17 protein-coding genes are annotated in these 17,362 nt (G+C 58.6%); 6 read left to right on the forward strand and 11 right to left on the reverse strand.

Annotation, left to right across the window (positions count from 1 at the left end; genetic code table 11):
• Positions 1–100 precede the first annotated feature (100 nt).
• Both ACP3TA_RS21960 and ACP3TA_RS21965 read right to left on the reverse strand, forming a co-directional pair.
• Positions 101–889, reverse strand: a complete 789-nt coding sequence (locus ACP3TA_RS21960; RefSeq protein WP_089197220.1) for an alpha/beta fold hydrolase — start codon at positions 887–889, stop codon at positions 101–103.
• A 156-nt stretch (positions 890–1,045) separates the two neighbouring features.
• Positions 1,046–2,077, reverse strand: a complete 1,032-nt coding sequence (locus ACP3TA_RS21965; RefSeq protein WP_033643721.1) for an MDR family NADP-dependent oxidoreductase — start codon at positions 2,075–2,077, stop codon at positions 1,046–1,048.
• Between the two features lie 86 nt (positions 2,078–2,163).
• Here ACP3TA_RS21965 and ACP3TA_RS21970 point away from each other — a divergent pair, with 86 nt between their 5' ends.
• From ACP3TA_RS21970 to ACP3TA_RS21980, 3 genes are all read left to right on the forward strand, one after another.
• Positions 2,164–2,796: a TetR/AcrR family transcriptional regulator gene (locus ACP3TA_RS21970; protein WP_071845129.1), complete on the forward strand. Its 633-nt coding sequence runs from the start codon at positions 2,164–2,166 to the stop codon at positions 2,794–2,796.
• Between the two features lie 286 nt (positions 2,797–3,082).
• Entirely contained in the window at positions 3,083–3,601 is a 519-nt protein-coding gene (locus ACP3TA_RS21975; protein ID WP_015378447.1) for an NUDIX hydrolase, read from the forward strand.
• Positions 3,602–4,177: 576 nt separating this feature from the next.
• Positions 4,178–5,884: a hemolysin gene (locus ACP3TA_RS21980; RefSeq protein ID WP_142075756.1), complete on the forward strand. Its 1,707-nt coding sequence runs from the start codon at positions 4,178–4,180 to the stop codon at positions 5,882–5,884.
• A gap of 49 nt (positions 5,885–5,933) precedes the next feature.
• Here ACP3TA_RS21980 and ACP3TA_RS21985 read toward each other — a convergent pair whose 3' ends face one another.
• On the reverse strand, positions 5,934–6,506 hold the full coding sequence (locus ACP3TA_RS21985) for a hypothetical protein (RefSeq protein ID WP_176589068.1): 573 nt from the start codon (positions 6,504–6,506) through the stop codon (positions 5,934–5,936).
• Between the two features lie 129 nt (positions 6,507–6,635).
• Between ACP3TA_RS21985 and ACP3TA_RS21990 the strand changes: the two genes are divergently transcribed.
• A complete protein-coding gene (locus ACP3TA_RS21990) occupies positions 6,636–7,526 on the forward strand; it encodes a LysR substrate-binding domain-containing protein (RefSeq protein WP_142075761.1) in 891 nt (296 codons plus the stop codon).
• On the opposite strand, the gene ACP3TA_RS21995 is transcribed toward ACP3TA_RS21990, so the two are convergent.
• The 7 genes from ACP3TA_RS21995 to ACP3TA_RS22025 all read right to left on the reverse strand — a co-directional run bounded on the left by ACP3TA_RS21995 (position 7,523) and on the right by ACP3TA_RS22025 (position 13,941).
• Positions 7,523–8,251 (reverse strand): PA1136 family autoinducer-binding transcriptional regulator, encoded by a 729-nt coding sequence (locus ACP3TA_RS21995; protein ID WP_101452826.1) that lies wholly within the window; start codon positions 8,249–8,251, stop codon positions 7,523–7,525. The genes ACP3TA_RS21990 and ACP3TA_RS21995 overlap by 4 nt on opposite strands.
• A complete protein-coding gene (gene hchA, locus ACP3TA_RS22000) occupies positions 8,248–9,123 on the reverse strand; it encodes a glyoxalase III HchA (RefSeq protein WP_033643728.1) in 876 nt (291 codons plus the stop codon). The genes ACP3TA_RS21995 and hchA overlap by 4 nt, the downstream gene beginning before the upstream one ends.
• Positions 9,124–9,225: 102 nt before the next feature.
• The gene (locus ACP3TA_RS22005) at positions 9,226–9,993 is read right to left on the reverse strand and encodes an ABC transporter ATP-binding protein (RefSeq protein ID WP_033651856.1); all 768 of its coding nucleotides are present in this window, start codon (positions 9,991–9,993) and stop codon (positions 9,226–9,228) included.
• Positions 9,980–10,990 (reverse strand): FecCD family ABC transporter permease, encoded by a 1,011-nt coding sequence (locus tag ACP3TA_RS22010; protein WP_142002659.1) that lies wholly within the window; start codon positions 10,988–10,990, stop codon positions 9,980–9,982. The genes ACP3TA_RS22005 and ACP3TA_RS22010 overlap by 14 nt, the downstream gene beginning before the upstream one ends.
• Positions 10,991–11,032: 42 nt before the next feature.
• Positions 11,033–12,109 carry an ABC transporter substrate-binding protein gene (locus ACP3TA_RS22015; RefSeq protein WP_228287457.1) on the reverse strand — a complete coding sequence of 359 codons (1,077 nt, stop codon included), beginning with the start codon at positions 12,107–12,109 and terminating at the stop codon, positions 11,033–11,035.
• 46 nt (positions 12,110–12,155) lie between these two features.
• Positions 12,156–12,476, reverse strand: coding sequence for a hypothetical protein (locus ACP3TA_RS22020; protein WP_426784432.1), 321 nt, complete (start codon positions 12,474–12,476; stop codon positions 12,156–12,158).
• A complete protein-coding gene (locus ACP3TA_RS22025) occupies positions 12,442–13,941 on the reverse strand; it encodes an MFS transporter (RefSeq protein WP_426784433.1) in 1,500 nt (499 codons plus the stop codon). The genes ACP3TA_RS22020 and ACP3TA_RS22025 overlap by 35 nt, the downstream gene beginning before the upstream one ends.
• A 339-nt stretch (positions 13,942–14,280) precedes the next feature.
• Between ACP3TA_RS22025 and amiA the strand changes: the two genes are divergently transcribed.
• Positions 14,281–15,123: an N-acetylmuramoyl-L-alanine amidase AmiA gene (gene amiA / locus ACP3TA_RS22030; RefSeq protein ID WP_096242405.1), complete on the forward strand. Its 843-nt coding sequence runs from the start codon at positions 14,281–14,283 to the stop codon at positions 15,121–15,123.
• Positions 15,124–15,177: 54 nt separating this feature from the next.
• Positions 15,178–16,230 carry a porin gene (locus tag ACP3TA_RS22035; RefSeq protein ID WP_033651859.1) on the forward strand — a complete coding sequence of 351 codons (1,053 nt, stop codon included), beginning with the start codon at positions 15,178–15,180 and terminating at the stop codon, positions 16,228–16,230.
• 139 nt (positions 16,231–16,369) lie between these two features.
• On the opposite strand, the gene ACP3TA_RS22040 is transcribed toward ACP3TA_RS22035, so the two are convergent.
• Complete coding sequence (locus tag ACP3TA_RS22040) at positions 16,370–17,314, reverse strand: NAD-dependent epimerase/dehydratase family protein (protein WP_046687430.1); 945 nt, start codon at positions 17,312–17,314, stop codon at positions 16,370–16,372.
• Between the last annotated feature and the right edge of the window lie 48 nt (positions 17,315–17,362).

Genomic DNA, 17,362 nt, shown 5'->3' on the forward strand with positions numbered 1-17,362 from the left:
TGGAGTGCCCGCTTCTGGCGCATAAGAACGCGAACGATTCCAGTCACCGCTGGAATGAAAGATGCCGACAAGTTAAGGCCCTCTGTGCCTCTTACCCTCGTCACCGAGCGGACGAGGGGATACGCCCGACAGTGGCTGTTTCGGCAAGGAAGGATTCGATAGCCCTGACAAGCGCGAGCGGTGTCTCGTTCATCGGATAGTGGCCGGCGTTTTCCAGAATCTCAACCGTTGCATGGTGATAGCGTTGAAGATAGGTTTTGGCCATTAACCCGGCATTGAATGTTGGATCGTGCTCACCCACAAGCACCTTTATCGGATGCGATCCGACAATCTCATCGCTGAAATCGGTATCGGCCCATGCATGAAAATACGCAGAAAATGCTTCCTGAGAGGAATGCGATACCGAATACGCTGCTTTCCATTCGACCCAGGATAAGGGCAACCGTCCGCCAGTACTGCGGTCTATGATGGCTTTTCGATTGTCCAGTTGCTCAGCAGCATCTTCAAGCAGACGGCGCGTCGTAGCATCGTACGAAATGCCGCCGCAAGGAACGGGTGCAACGGCAACGAGTGCCCGCACTCGATCGGGCGCGCGCGTTGCAATCCGCTCAATCACCATCCCCCCCATCGAATGACCTATCAGGCTGAAGTCGTGAAAGCCAAGAGCGTCAATAAGCGCCAGCGCATCGGAGGCAATCTCATCGATCGTGTATGCGCCGCGCGTTTCCTGCATGCCCCCGTAGCCACGATAATCCATGAACACATAGTTGAACGCGTGGACATTCAACCAGGGTTCAATCTCTTCGAACGAGTGCGCGTCACCGAACCAACCGTGAAGCACGAGAACGGGGTGGGGTCCGTTGCCCACGCGATGATATGTGTTAGTCATATTGTTGACTCCAATGTGAGAAAAATGTGGTTTTCAGCCTGCGTGACGTGAACTTTCCGTAGACGCCATTGCGCCATCACACGACGATTTAACCTATAAGGCTTAGGAATGGCGGGTAAGTCATCCGAACGGCTATGCCAGATGACGACGTCCGTTTTATAGCTCGATCAGGACCACGCCTTTGAGGCGACCGGCACAGGCTTCCTGCAATGCAGATATCGAGCTTTCAATTCCCTTGAAGGTCGTGGACGTAAGATGAATGCGTCCGTCACGCTTCCATGTCTTCAGATCGCGTAACCAGAATCCAAACGCATCGGGCGAATGATCCGCGCTGAAGCCGCGTAATGTCATACCTTTGAAGATGATTTGAAAGCTGTCCAATGTAACCGGAGCCTGCAAAGACGCCTTTTCTGCGTTCAGCTCAGCGGTGAGCGCACCGAGCAGAACGCCACGGGCACCATCCCTTGCCAACTTAATCGCCGCCGCGAGCTGTTCACCCCCCACCATGTCTACGATGACATCAATGCCTTCAGGTGCGGCTTTCGCCAGTTGCTCGTTCATGGGGCCGCCGTCTCGGGTGACGACGGCATCATAGCCCAGTTCCTCTTGCATCCAGCGGGCCTTGCTGGATCTGCTCGTGCTACCGATCACGCGTGTCGCGCCGAGGAGCCGTGCGATCTGTCCAGCCATCGAGCCAATGGCCCCCGCGCCGCTGGAAACGAACACGGTGTCACCTTTCCTCACCTGAACGCCTCGGGTCAACGCGGCATAGGCCGTCCAGCCATGGCCAAGATAAGCCGCTGGGTCAGGTTCGAGGCAATCGATGAGCTTGCCGTCGTGTTCGTGGATCACAGCATATTCCCGCCACCCGAACGGATGCATGACAAGGCTACCTAAAGGAAGGCTGCAGCCCGATCCGGTCTGGACCACTTCTCCGATCGCGCCGTCCGCCAGAGTGTCTCCGGGGTTGAGAGGCGGGAACGGAATGCCTTCGGCGGCCTTTGCATCCTCCTGCGCCATCAACCGTGTCGAGATGGATACACGGAACCAACGGTTACGGACTACGGCTTCATAGGGTCCGGGCGCAGGAATGGTCGTTTCCATGATGGCGAAATTTTCGGGGTGAATTTCTCCCTGCACATGGCGGATAAGTTTAACTTCGCGGTTGTTTGATAAACCTGCAGACATAATGGTCGCTCCATAAGACTCATTTCGCTCTTTCTGGTAAAATCCAAAATATGAGCACTTGCTCATATTAATAATCGAGGTTGTGTATGGCTACTCGCATTCCTACAGAACACCGCGCGATGCGGAAACGCCCTAAACAGCAGCGTTCCCAGAACACGGTGGAGAGTATCGTCGAGGCAGGTGCTCGCGTTTTGGCGCAGAGAGGTTGGGCAAACTTCACGACTAACGAGGTGGCGCATACTGCTGGAGTCAGCATTGGATCGCTGTATCAGTATTTCCCAAATAATCTGGCGATTGCCGAGGCTATTCGGAAACGGCATCTCGATGACATCCTGAAAGTGCTTCCTGATATCAAGACGCAAGGTGAAAGGGTTCCGCTCGAAGAACATATTGGCCGATTGATTGATGCGGTTGTCACGCTTCATGCGACTAACCAAGATCTACATCGTGTTCTGATCGATGAGGTTCCGCTCGCGCCGAGGGAATTCTATGACGCTTTTGAGCGTGAGTATCATCGTCGCTATGAAGACCTCATCCGTGCGGCGGCCCCGTCAGACGATACTGAAACGGACCACTTAGTCGCGGCCCGCATTCTCGCAGATGCGTTGGAGGGCATCGTTCATTCCGCCTCTCGCCGGAATGAACTCATGTCGCCAGTGATAAAGAGAGAAGCGACGAGGATGATAATGTCTTATCTTCTGGCACGAGAGAGAACCTGAGAAGTCGGTTATGCGAAGGGAGGCGCGCTGTGTGAGCAGCCAGAGGCGGCATAGAATCAGTATGATCTGCTCCCCGTAGATAACCCCTTAAAGTCAGCAGTTGCCATTGAGTAACTGACTTTTATATTTAGCCGCTATGATAAATGCCAACGTCCGCTTCTGGCACGGAGTGGGCAGGCTAACTGAGCTGAAGGTCTGCTTTGAGCGAGGAGCGGACTTTAGTAGAAAAATAGAAGGCAGTATGTAGACTATCTTCTTTTAGTGTTTATTTGTTATGGCCTTATTTATGTCTTCTGAAATGATTTTCCCACTCAAAGAAACTGAGCGGCGCGCGGTAAGAGTTGTCCTGATTGATAAGACCTGCTCGATCCTGCTTCTCAGCACACGTGATGTCAGTAATCCTAACTTCATAAATTCGTGGGAATTACCTGGCGGTGGCATTTTGGAGGGGGAATCTCACGCGGACGCAGCCATACGTGAAGTGTTTGAAGAAACGGGTTTGATAGTTCCTTTCCAAAGCGTCCGTGTACCTCAGTGGTTCAGAGATGTTCATTACTCGTATCGCGGTGAAAGGCGCCTGCAACACGAAGCTATATCCCTTGCCTATATAAATGATTTCAAACCTGATATCCATTATGCAGAACGGGAACCTTTTGAACTGGAAGATCATCTCGAGTATCACTGGTGGTCCCTGGAGGAACTAAAATCGTCGTCTGCGACTTTTTATCCAAGGAACTTACCTAAACACATTGAGCAACTGCTCCAGGGGGAAAGTATTAATGATCCCATTGAGATTTGGGATTAACTGGCTGATCTGTAATCATAATTGAAGTACTTTCTGCCAACATTCCCGATGTAAGCAAAAGAGTTTTCAGGTTTGTCGGCTAACCTGTTCAAGATTGTTAACGTCCGCTACTGGCACGAAGCCGACCGCCAGAGTCCCCACGCCAGCATCTCCCCACCCTATTCCACGCCCCAGCAGCGTTGGAGCGAAACCACCCCCGGCGTTGCCGTCGGTGTAAATCCGCAAAGCGGCAGCCACAATCACCGCCATAACGCCAACGCTTGGCCCCACCAGCGAAACCCACTCTTTTACCTAAGAAGATTCCTAACCGAGCTGACGGAAATGCCTTCCTGACGCCAATACGCGGATTTACCCGCCGATTTACAGCAATAATCCTGAAAAAACAATCGATAAGCCAAACTCTCTCGCTCAGCAAGTTGCGTCTATCCTTTCGCTATGGGCGCCTGCCGCCCATCGTTCGCTGCAGATCGCGGCATGCGCGTTTCTGGCTGTTCGGGTTTCGGTTTTATTCCATCGCGCGCTTCCATTCATCATGTTGAATTTCACAGCAATCTCTCAGCAACAAGGAGTGTTTATATGGCTTACGTCATTACCGACCGAGAAAAACTGCAAGCGATTTGGGAGGCCGCCAAAGCCGGCGACTGGCCAGCGGTATATGCCGCATCCGTCGATGCGCTCACCGATCCCAACCATGCCAACCAACCCATTGAGGGCGTGGATATCGCGGTGTATACCTGGATCAAAGGCGCCTATGGCGTGAACTCGAATCAGGGGGCGTTTGCCCATTACATTCGCGACCAAACCAAGCTGCAGTATGAGCTGCGCACCGGGCATGTGCCCGATGACTGGGAGGCGCGCATTCAGAATGCCTCCGACAACATCGCCAAAAACTTCGCCAAAACGCTGTTTGGCGTCGATCTGAGCAGCGATCCCAACGCGCCGCTGCCGGATGCCCCGCCCAGCAGCGCCAAAGTGCCGGACATTCACGAGGTCGGCCTGATCGACGCCGGCGCGGCGGCGTCCGAAGTGTTCACCGACGCCTCCTCGACCGGCGCCCCCAACTATTCCCCCTGGGCCGGCACCACGCTGTTCTCTTATTTAGGCGATACCTCGTTCTTTACCGAATGGGTGGCCACCAACGACACCTCGCCTTTTAAGGTCGAAAGCGGCACCTACGATTTGATTGCGGCGGCGCAGGTCTCCATGCAGATGAAAAACCTCAGTTACGTGGTTGAAACGCTACTGGCAGGCGAAGTGCCCACCTATTTGACCACCCTCGGCATTGGCCACGAGACCATCCGCCTGGCCGCCGAAGCGGCGCGTGATTTCTACACCGAATCCTACGGCAGCAGCGTGACCGGCGGCGGCAGCCTCATTCCCGGCAAGCTGGATATCGGCTCGGCGATTTTCAACGACATTGCCGACGTGCTGTCCACGCCGAATCTGTACCGCGTCGGTACGCTGCATGACGATGATTTCACGCTGGCGTTCGGCAATATCGCCGTTAACACCGGCAGCGGCGACGACACCATCAGCGTGCCGCGCGGCTGGCAAAACAACGCCGGCAACTACGGCTGGACGGTGATCGACGGCGGCAGCGGCCATGATACGGTCGATTATTCCAGCCTGTCGCACGGGGTAAACCTGAAGTTTGACGCCCAGGGCAGCTACGGCGGACGCGGGGTGATCGAGAAAAACGGCATCGGGCTGTATGGCTTTAAGGACGGGCTGTACAACATCGAAGCGGTGAAACTGACCGACTTTAAGGACAACGTCACCTTTAACGATCGGGTGCTGACGCCGGCCAACGGCCTGGAGGTCAGCCTGGGTAAAGGCTCCAGCGAGATTCGTTTCGAGCACGGTTATACCACTGCGCCGGGAGGGAGCGCGCCGCAGGATTATCTCGGCGTGAACCTGAGCATGCTGTCCAACGATGTGCCCTTCCCCAACAGCCTGCTGAATATTCCCGTGAAGCAGACCCACAATATCTACATCGACGACAGCTTCGAGCTGGGTTTTTTACAGGCCTCCTCTCTGTCTATCGACAACCACCTGCTGGCCTTCGGCGCCGAAGGATCAAACAGCAGCTTCTCACTGAACTACAACGCGCAAACCCATACGCAGGATCTGTCGATATTCATGCAGGGCGAAAGCGCACTCAATCAGCACGTCGTCAATATCTACAATTGGGATCAAGGATACTTTGGCATCAATCTGGAGCAGCCGGCCATTCAGCTTGTCGGTTTGCAAACCGTTACGCCGCAAGAACTGGCGGCCGCCTAAGCGAAGCCCGCCGGTTTACCGGCGGGTTGTTTACCTGCAGCGCGACGGCTCATGCCCCATCCCGCTCCGCCACCCGCGCCAGCAACGCCCCCAGCAACGCCAGATCGACCAGCAACGCCAGCGCGAAACAGCTTCCCCTCACGCCCGGCGCGGCGTAGGTTTGCACCAGCGAAGCGGCAATCACTACGGCCACGATAGTCACCACCGTCGTCAGCCTGCACGCCACGGTGAACGCCGCTTTCTCCTCCACCGCCGTGCGGTAGGCAACGCCCTGCCCCAGGCCGCCGAGGGCGATGCCCGCCAGCAGAGCCGGCCAGTCATGGCCGCCGAACAGCATCAGCAGCGTCAATAGCCATCCCGCCGCCGCCAGCAAAAAGCCGTGGCGGAGCATAGCCAGCGCAGGCCGGTTCCGCAGCGGCTGCCAGCGGGCCAGTGCGGCGCCGCCGAGAAACGCCAGCGCCAATGCCGTCAGCAGCATCAGGGTCGCGCCGATGCCCTGCAGGCTCTCCGCCTCCAGCAGCAAAGCGCCCGCCGCGACCGGCACGCTGAGCGCCAGGGCGCTCGCTGCCGTTCCCGTGTGTGTCATGGCGCCCAGGGCGCCGTTGTTGATAGAAAGGCTCATCGCTCACTCCCGATAGGGTGGAAATGATGAAATAAATTCATTTCCCTGTTCACATGTCAGTAGCCTATCTCTTGTATAATCGGTCAGACAAACTCATAGTTTTCAGCCTTAGATGAGAATAACTCAGCCATGAGAAAACCCCGTTTGCCGCCGCTGGGCGCGCTGCGCGCTTTCCACGCCGTGGCCGGCTGCCGCAGCTTCAAACTGGCCGCCGAGGCGCTGGGCGTCAGCGCGACGGCGGTCAGCCACCAGATCAAGCTGCTGGAATCGGTGCTGGAATGCCGGGTGTGCGAGCGCAGCGCGCAGGGCGTCAGCCTGACCGAGACCGGCGAGATCCTGTATGCCGGCACCCAGCGCGCCTTTGCCGCGCTGGAACAGTCCGTCGCCCAAATCACCCGCGCCCGGCAGCCGCCGGCGCTGACCGTCACCACCACCTCCAATTTTCTCACCCACTGGCTGGTGCCGCGCCTGGCGGATTTCAAGGCGGAGTTTCCCGCCATCGATCTGCGCCTGCACACCAGCGTCGAGCGGGTGGATCTCAGCCAGCGCACCGTGGACGTCGCCATCCGCTACCGTGAAACGCCGGAAAGCGATCTGTACTGCACCCTGCTGCATGAGGATCGCTTTATCGTGGTCGCCAGCCCGGCGCTGGCGCTGGCGCGCATCGAGGATTTGCAGCGGGTGACGCTGTTTCACGTGGCGCATCGGCAGGTGCCCGCCGACTCGCCGACCTGGGAGAACTGGCGACGGCGCTACGGGCCGGAAGGGTTGAACGTGGAAGCCGGGCTGACCTTCAGCGACGAAACCCATGCGCTGCAGGCGGCGGTGGCCGGCCAGGGAGTGGTGATCGCCAGCCGGCTGCTGGCGCGCGATTTGTTGCAGCGCGGCGTGCTGGCCGCGCCGTTCGAGATGGCGTTACCCGGCGCCAACTACTATCTGATGACCACCGAAGAGACCGCGCAGCGCCCCGATATCATTGCGCTGCGCGAGTGGCTGCTGCGGCAAATGGCGGCAGGCTAACGGCTCTCGGGGGCAATTTCGCCCAGGCGGATCGCCACGCTGATCGCCTGCGCGGTGGTGGCGGCGCCAAGGCGCCGGCGAATGCGGCGCAGGTGGTTTTCCACCGTGCGTTCAGACAGGCCGAGCATCGCGGCGATATCCGCCTGTCGTCGGCCGATGGCGGTCCAGCTCAGCACCTCACGCTCGCGCGCCGACAGCCGGCCTTCTTCTTTGCCGGCCGCCGGTTCAAACAGCCGCCGCGCCGCCAAAAAGGCCGCCGTGCCCACCAGCGACAGCGCCAACCGCACCGGCAGCGAGGCGTCGATGCGCTCGCCTCCCAGGCTGACGGCACCCTCCAGGCCGGCGGGGCCGAACACCGGGATTTGCACGCCGTGCAGGCCCGCGCCGCGCGGCGTGTGCACAATCCGGTAGCGCTCTCCCTGCTGCGCCCGGGTCTTGGTCCAGAAGAACGGCTCGCTGGCCCGCAGCATGTGGCGAGTCACCGGGCAGTGCCGCACGTAGGTCAGCGCATCGACCGCCTCCCCCTCGCCGAACCAGTCGCCTTCGACCCAATAGATATGCTCGATCCCCGCCTCCGCCGTGGCGGAAGCGGAAAACAGCACAAAGCGATCGAAGCCGAACGGCGCGGCGAAGGCGCGAACCCGCCCCTGAATGGCGGACAGGGTTCGCTCGTGGTCCATCGCCAACGCCGTCTGGAAAGCGCGCTGCGCGATCTCATCGCTCATCGCGCGGCGACGTCGGCCAGCAGCGTCTCCGCCGCCAGTTTGCCGAGGTTGTTGGAAGCCAGCGGGCTGTCGCCGGTCAGCAGGCGCCGATCTTTATGCACCTTGCCGGTGATGTCGGCATTGACGATCTTCACGCCCAGCTCACGCAGGCGTTCGCCCACCAGCCAGGGCATCGGGCCGGGGATATAGCCGATGTCGATGTTGGCGCCGGTATCGAGAGCATCCGGGAACACGCACATCTCATAGCCGCGATAGAGGAAATCGTCTTTGCTCTCGCCGATGCCCGCCGCCAGCAAACCGGCCGGCCCGTGGCACAGCGAGATCACGTAGCGATCGTTGTCATGGGCCCAGTGCAGCGTCTTTTTCACCTCTTCACTGAACGGGATATCATTGAGCACGCCGTGGCCGCCGGGAATGAAAACGCCGAGATAGTTGCCGCCATCCAGATCCTTCACGACTTCCGTCAGCTTTTTCGGCTGCTTGAGTTGGCTGCGGTACTTCTCATAGGTGGCCTTGACCGCTGGGTCTTCATGCGGGAACGCCCACATCTCCAGCTTCACCGGATCGCCGGACGGCGTGGCGATGTCGATCTCGAAACCGGCCAGATCCAGGTGATACATCGGTAGCAGCATCTCGACCGGATGGTTGCCGGTGGAGAAGAACTTGCCGTTTTGCATCAGCAGGTAGCGCTCCTGCGAGGCGATCATCAGCACCTTCCACTTGCCGCCGCGATAGGCGTTCGGGTAGCTGGCGCCCGTGAAGTCGGTTTTGGACGAGGTGTACTGGCTGAGGGAGTAAGGTGATGGGAAGAACGCGTTGTCTTCCGCCACATCCGGGGTGGGATTACGATCGTTGGATACTGAATCAGTCATGATTATCTCCATATTCACCGTTGCATTTCTCTTTCAGCTTAAATAACCGCCGGCGGGGCCGCAATGAGGGATATCCCTCAATCGCCCTCGCACTGGCGGCGCTCAAGCGGGGTGCCGTAGCGCGACAATGAACGTTTCTTCGCTGACGCCGGCATATTCGTACCGGCACTTTCTCACCGGCACCTGGAAGTAGCGCTCCAGGATATCCTCTTGCAGCAAGGCGTTTTTATCGCCAAACATGCACTGTCGCTTATTCATCAGCAGGCACTTGTCGGAGATGCGATCGGCGTAATGCAGAAAATGCGTATTCAGCACGATCGTCATCTGCCGCTCTTTGGCGAGGCGCCAGAGCATCTCGATCATTTTAGCCTGATTGTAAAAATCCAGGTTCGACTCCGGTTCGTCGAGGATCATGACGTCGGGGTCCGCCGCCAGCGCCTTGGCGAAATAACACATCTGCAGTTCCCCGCCGCTGATCTGATTGATGTTTTTCTGCGCCAGCGGCGCGATCTCCAGCGCGTGCAACACCGCCTGCGCCTTGGCGAAATCTTGCCGCCGCGGCCCGGCGAACCACCCCGCCTGGCGAGCGCAGCCGAAAGTGACAAAATCGAGCACGCCATACGCGAAATGCGGCGTTTTCGCCTGCGGCACATAGGCCAGTCGGGCGGGCCGATTATCGATATGGCCGATCTGGCAAACGCCTGACAGGGGCCGGCACAGGCCCGCGACATGTCTCAGCAGCGTGGTTTTACCGGCGCCGTTCGGCCCGAGCACGCTGAGGATCTCACCGCGTTTCAGATGAAAACTGACGTTGTCGAGAATGGGCTCACACCCTTTGAACCCCAGGGTCAACTGGCTAACAGTGATCATGTTTGCTGCTCATAATAAAAAGGAGGGCGAAAAGCGGCGCGCCGATCAGCGCGGTCAGGATGCCGATCGGGATTTCAGCGTAGGTAGCGCCTCTGGCGATATTGTCGATCACCAGCAAAAACAGCGCCCCGCTCAGCGCCGAAGCCGGGATCAGGCGACCGTGGTTATACCCCAATACGCTTCGCACCAAATGCGGGATCACCAAGCCGACCCACCCCACCACGCCGGCCAAGCTCACCGAGGCGGAAACCAGCAGAGAGGCGGCGATCAGCAACAGGATCTTCAGCCGAGGCGGATTCAGACCGGCGATGCGCGCCTCGTCGTCCCCAAGAGAGAGAATGTTCATATTCCACCTGAGCCGGTAGATAGTCAGGTAACACGCCGCAAACAGCGGGATCAGCCAATAAACCTGCGCTTTCGCTACCGAAGCGAAGCTGCCCATCAGCCAGAAGACGATCGCCGGCAAGGTATCCTGCGGATCGGCGACATATTTTATGACCGAGACAAACGCGATAAACAGCGACGCGATAATCATGCCGGACAAAATCGTGGTGAGCGCATCCTGCCGGCGTTTGAGGCGGCAGATGCCGAGCACCAGCAACAGGCTCACCACGCCGAAAAGAAACGACAGCAGCGAACTCAGGGCAAAAGGCAAACTCAATAGAATGCCCAGCGCAGCGCCAAAGGCGGAGGCGGAAGACGTACCCAGCACGTCCGGGCTGGCCAATGCGTTTTTCAGCACCGCCTGAAAGGTCGCGCCGGCGACCGCCAACCCGCCGCCCACCAGCATCACCGCCACTACCCGCGGCGCGCGCAGGTTAAAAATCACCGAATAGCGGGCCTGGTTTTCCCCCGGCATGTTCCCCTGCCATAAAATCTGCGCCACATCATGGGCCGACAAGGCGTAGCGGCCGGCAAACAGCGATGCGAAGGCGACTGCACACAGCGAAATGAACAATCCCGCCATGATCGCCGCATATTTTCCTCTGCCCGGCATCCCCAAGCTCCTCCAATGGATTAACGCTATTCAACCGTGGCGCTAGCGTTGCGCCAGCACCTCATCCAGCAACCGGTCCGGGATCGCGTAGGAGAACATCGTCTGATAATAACGACGCGTCTCCTGCCGCAGCGTCTTGTCGCTAATGTCTTCGGGCGCGTATCGGTTGATCATGAACAGCGGCAACAGTGACGTTTCCGCCGACAGGCCCCCCCAGTTGTGAATGCCCACCGGCGTCGAGAAAACCTTGCCGTTTTTCACCGCCCTGAGCGTCTCCCACGCCTGGCCGGGGATCCCCCCGTGCAGCAGCGCTTTGGCGCTGCCGAACACCACGAAAATCACATCCGGATCCCAGGCCATGATCTGCTCCATCGACACGTTGATGTACCTGCCGGCATCGCCCTTCACCGGCAAATCCCCGGCGACGTTATCCATGCCGGCCATTTTCAGATAGGTGTCGCCGTAGGTGTGCGGGCCGCTCACCTTCAACTGCCTGCCGTCGCTTTCTTCCAGATATAATGCCCTGACGTGCTGCGCGCGGATGGCGGCGGCATAGGGGCGGATCTGCTTCAGGGTCCTTTCCCAGGCGTCTTTGAATTTATGCGTGCGCGGCAGGCCGAGGGTGTCGGCGAAGGTATTTTCCCAATACACCTGGGTGACCATCGGCTGGTATTTGGTCTTCCCGCCGGCGTCCAGATCGACCGTCATCACGCCCGCCCTTTCCAGCCGATCGTCCTGGCTTTTGCCGTAGTAATAAATGATGTCGGGCCGCAGATTCATTAACGACTCCATGTTGACCCGATAGTCCTTATTGATGAAATCGGACGTGATCCTGCCGATGTCAGGCTTCATGTCTTTCAACACATGCCTATCGGCATGCATGAACGCCCAGGGGCCGACGCCGACGACGTGCCGATAGGCCGCCTCGTTGGCCAGGATCACGCCGAAGGGGCAGTTGCCGGTGATGACGATCCGCGGGTAGCTGCCGGGCAGCGTTTGCGCCGCCGCGCTCTGCGGCAGCGCGGCCGCTTCCGGCTGGCTGGCGCCGGCGCAAGGCAGCATCGGCAAAGCGGCTATCGCCAGCAAGGCGGTGGCGATGAATGTCAGTTTTACGGCCATGAGGCCTCCTGCGCGCACGCGCAATGGCGCGCGTCGATGAATAGTGTCAGGCCGAGGCGGCGATGCCGGCGGCCATGATGGTGATCCCGGCAACGAAAACGATCGCCGCGGTGGCGACCGCGCCGCCGCCGACCAACGCGGCGGTTTTTCCTTCGGAAATGTCTTTTCGCTGCAGGAAAGAGAGTTGCGACAGGGGAATGATTTTTCCGCTGTCGGCAACGATGTCTTTCGGTTCAACCTTCGCAACCGTCAGCTCACCGCCGCTGCCGTCCTTCAGGCCGTATTTCAGCCGATCGCCGACATACACCGGCGGCTGCAACAGATAATACGGGCTATTGAGCCCCGCCTCTTTTTGTTGCAGCGCCACGTCGTGGTAGGTCGAGCAGCCGCTGAGGGAAAACGCCGCCATCCCGATAATGAGCGGCACCAGGTGGATGAATCGCATGGGAAACCTCGAACGTGCTTATTTGCTGGTTTTTAACGTAACGGCGGACTTGAAGCGCATATAGCTCACGGCCAGAGAGAAACGAGAACGCCGCCCCCGCCATTAAGCTGATAGTCGTCGCTTGCGCGCCGCGCATATTGAAGAAAATCGCCACTAACGCCGAACCGACGATTTGCCCGATCAACCGGGAACTGCCCAACAGACCGCTGGCGATGCTGCTGTTTTCATGAGAGACCGAGGTCATGATCAGCAGGTTGTTCGGTGATTGAAACAGGCCGAAACCGATGCCGCACAGCGCCACACGCCATACGATCGCCCCATTCGACGGATCGGCCGGCAGGTTGGCCATCAGCAGCATGCCGGCCAACAAGCAGGCGAGGCCTGACAGGGCGACGAGATTGGGATCGTATTTCTTGGTCAAATCGCCGGAAATCAACGACGAAACCATGGTGGCCAGCGGCCAGGCGGTCAGCAGCAGACCGATTTCCACCACGTTTCTTTGCAGGACATTGTGGAAATAAAAAGGCAGCGATACAAAAGCCAAAAGCTGGGTGCTGTAAGACAGCATCGACATCAGCAAAGACAATGACAGCGTCGGGTTATGCAGCATCGCGACCGGGATCAGCGCGGCGTTGGCCTTTCTTTTCTGATTGATGTACAGCCACCCGGCCAGTCCGGCGAATACCGCAAAGCTCAGCGCCGCCGCCGGCAGATGGCGGGTGGTCATGCTCATCGTGCTGAGCGAGAAAGCGATAAACAGCACAAACACCAACAGGGCGCCCCCGCTGTCGAAGCCAACGCTGCGCCGCTCGCGGGAGCCCAGAAATATCACGCTCAGCAGCAGCGACAGGCAGGCGATGGGAACATTGATGGTGAACAGCCAGTTCCAGCTCGTTTGAGAAAGTATCGCCGAGGCGATGGACGGCCCGGCGGCGGCGGAAACCGACACCACCATCACGTTAATCCCCAGGCCGCGCCCCAGCAGCCTTGCCGGGTAGATCTCCTTGATCAGCGCCGCATTGACGCTGAGCACCGCCGCCGCGCCGAAGCCCTGTATCACTCGGAACGCCGTCAGCATCGCCAGCGTGTCGGAAAGCGCGCAGCCCAACGAGGAGAAAGCAAACAGCACCACCCCGGCCATAAAGATTTTTTTATTGCCCACCGCTCTGCCCAGCGCCGCAAAGGGCATCAACGACGCGACGACGGCAAACTGGTAGGCATTGATAATCATGATGGAGGCCGATTCGGAAACGGCGAAATCTTTCGCGATCACCGGCAGCGCTACGTTGGCGATGGTGCTGTCGAGCATGGCGATGACCGTGCTTAACGAGACGGCGAGAACCGCGAATAGATTTAGCGTCTCTTTTTCCTGGTGTTTAAAAGTCATGTTAACGCTCCAAAAACGTGGGTGTCTTTATGCCGGCATGCCGGCGGCAAAGACGCCGTTTTTATCAATTTTTGTAATTACGTTATAACATATCATTATTGGATGGTAATAAATCTCATTTGAAATATTGAATTGCATAGTGTTTCAAAATGAGAATTAACAAATGAAATACAAATAAGTTACAATATAAAAACCCAACCAAATAACTATACTCAGTATAAAAAACCAGTTGATTTATAGAATGACATTAAAAGTAACAGGCGCTAACAGACGACGATGATGCCAGCATAAGTTGTTATGTTATAACACAACGACCTTCCCTTTATGCGGGTTAACCTTATGGCTAAGAAGGACCTTTTGAACACGCGCTTGTCCCGCCGCAGAATGATGCTGGCCGGGCTGGCGGCTCTGGCGCTCAATAGCGCCGTTTCTCCGCTGGCTGGCGCCCACGGCTTGCCACGCCCCAAAAAACAGGCGGGCCCTCAGGGTGCGCGAAAACGATTCCTGGTCATGTTGGATCCCGGCCATGGCGGCATCGACTCCGGCGCCATTGGCCACACCGGTTCGCTGGAAAAACATGTCGTTCTGGCGATCGCCAGAAACGTGCGGGCGCAGCTCGATCGACACGGCATCGATGCCCGCCTGACGCGCGACAGCGACGTTTTTATTCCGCTGTACGATCGGGTGGAGATCGCGCACCGGCATGGCGCGGATCTTTTCATGTCGATTCACGCCGACGGCTTTACCTGCCCCAGCGCCTGCGGCGCTTCGGTCTTTGCGCTTTCCACTAAGGGCGCCAGCAGCGCGATGGCGAAATACTTATCGAACAGTGAAAACGCGGCGGACGATCTCGCCGGCCCCCACGTCATCAAGAAAGATCGCTATTTGCAGAAGATACTGTTTGATTTGGAACAAACGGAAACCATCAAAGAAAGCCTGACGCTGGGCTCGCACCTGATCCAACATATTGCGCCCATCCATCATTTGCATGCCAAAAATACCGAACAGGCGGCCTTCGTGGTGTTGAAATCCCCGTACATTCCTTCGGTATTGGTGGAAACCTCGTTCATCACCAACCCCGAGGAAGAAAGGCTGCTGGGTACCCCTGCATTCCGAAATAAAATCGCCACCGCCATCACGCAGGGGATCGTCAGCTACTTTAAACACGTCACGCACGCTTAAGCTTCACCAGGACGGCAAGCCGGCCGGCTTGCCGCGCACAGGGACGGCGTCATCATGATAAAATGCAATCCTCGCGCTTTTTCGGCGAGCCTGTGGCTCCCGCTGCTGGCCCTGTTGCCGCGCAGCGCCTTCGCCGTGCCGCTGACGGTATCGCAACACAGCAGCCTGAATTTCTACGGCACGATTATCGCCAGACGCTACAGCGGCCAAAGCGAACGCGACGACGGCGACCGCAGCTATCTCTATTTCGGCCTGATCGGCAAAAAAAAGATCGCGCCGCGCTGGCGGGCCTACGCCCATTGGGAATATACCGTCAGCTTCGCCGACGCCACCCGAAACAGCACCCGGCTCGCCTACCTCGGCGTGCAGAACGCCGCCCTGGGCAGCCTCGATATCGGCCGCAACTGGGGCGTGCTCTATGATGTGACCGCCCTGACCGATCGCTCCCCGCTGTTCAGAGAAATGGCCTACAACTACATCGACAACTTTATGCGCGGCCGGGCGCACAACCTGCTCACTTACCGCAAACCTTTCAGCCTGTTTCAGCGGCACGCCGCCCTCGCGCTGCAGTATCAGTTCAAAGACGGCGACGATCGACAGGCGCTGGGCAAACAAAACGGCAACGGGTTCGGCGCCTCCTTCCGCTATGCGCTGACGCCGACGCTCAGCCTCATCGCCGCCGCTTCGGCGTCTCAAACCACGCAGCGGCAGCAACGCGCCGCCGGCTATCGTCGGCGCATCGATACGCTGGCCGAGGGGGTTCTCTATGCGTCGAAAAAAATCTATCTCGCGGCCGTGTTCACCCAAAGCGACAACGCCATCAGCCCGCAACAAACCGCTAACCGCGGCTCGGCGTCCAGTTATGAAGCGCTCGCCAAATACCGGCTGACGGACCATATTCAGCCCAACATCGGCTATACCCGTTTGATACAGGCCCGGGCAGGCCGCAACACCGACTTATTGAACTACGAGGAGTTAGGCGTGACCTGGTTGCTCAATAGCAACATGCAGGTGTTTATTAACTATGAATTCAATAACCTTTCTCGCCACGCCCCCGGCGTCGATGCGTCAGACAAACTCGATATGGGCATCAGCTATCACTGGTGACGCGCTGCCGCAGCCAATAAAAAGCCCCGCCCGGTGAAGGGCGAGGCTCGCTCGCGCCGATCGAGACGGTGCGAGAGGATCATGAGGGCAGAGTGATGACAGGGTGCCGAATGCGCCTGCTCATGGCGCGACGGACGCCTCAGCGCGGCGCTTGCGCGTTTTTCCACTCCCGCCAAATCGTTTCCAGCCCGGCGCGATACGTCGTGACGGCGAAGTCGGGAAAACGCTGTTTGAACTTGGTCGAGTCGAACAGGTTATCGTGCTCGTAGCGCGGCAGCAGCTCGCGCATCTCTCGCGCCCCGGACGAAACCAACCCCGCGGCGATCAACGCCCATTTGCCGATAACGGAATATGAAATGTCCTTCCCAAACACCTCGCAGGCCAACGCGGCGAACTGCGCATAGGTGAGCCGCTCGTCGCAGCACGGGAGATGCCACGTCTGGCCGAACGCGTCGGGCGTATTGCCGAGCCGGGCTAACCCACGGCTGGCGTCGGGCGTCCAGATCAGCGTGCGCAGCCTGTCGTCGCGAACCGGCACGCGCGGTTTTTCCCCCGCTTTCAGCCTGTCGACGATCAGCGCATTGGTGAAGCTCTGCGTTTTTCCCGGCCCATAAAACTCGGGCGCACGGCCGATCAGCACGGGGATCTGCTTGCGCTCCATCTCGTCGAGCACCTTCTCGGTCATCAGAGCGCGCACCCGTCCCTTGCGCCCCCGAGGCGCGAACGGCGTCGATTCCGTCTGCGGCTCGCCGTTCTGCGGATACATATAGGTATTGTCGAAATAAACAAAGGGCACGCCCGCGGTACGGCTGGCGTCCAACGCATTCTGCAGCATGGTCGGAAATTGCCGCTCCCACAGCGCCGAATCCGGCGGCAGGCCGGCGGCGAAATACACCACGTCGCTGCCCTTCACCGCCGCCAGGGTCTGCTGTGCATCGAGCAGGTCGGCCGCGACCAGCGTATCGCTGTCGTTGACCTTCCTCGGGTTGCGGCTGACCAATCTTAAATCATCGGTGTACGCGCGCTTCAGTTCACGCGCCAGCTCTTGGGCGATCTGGCCACTGGCGCCCAGGATCGTTTGCATTGGCGTTCCTCATCGCAATGAAAAAAACTCCGCCCACTCAGGGCGGAG

It is taken from the genome of Serratia sp. 2C06 (genome assembly GCF_050037615.1).
Classification (GTDB): domain Bacteria; phylum Pseudomonadota; class Gammaproteobacteria; order Enterobacterales; family Enterobacteriaceae; genus Serratia; species Serratia ureilytica.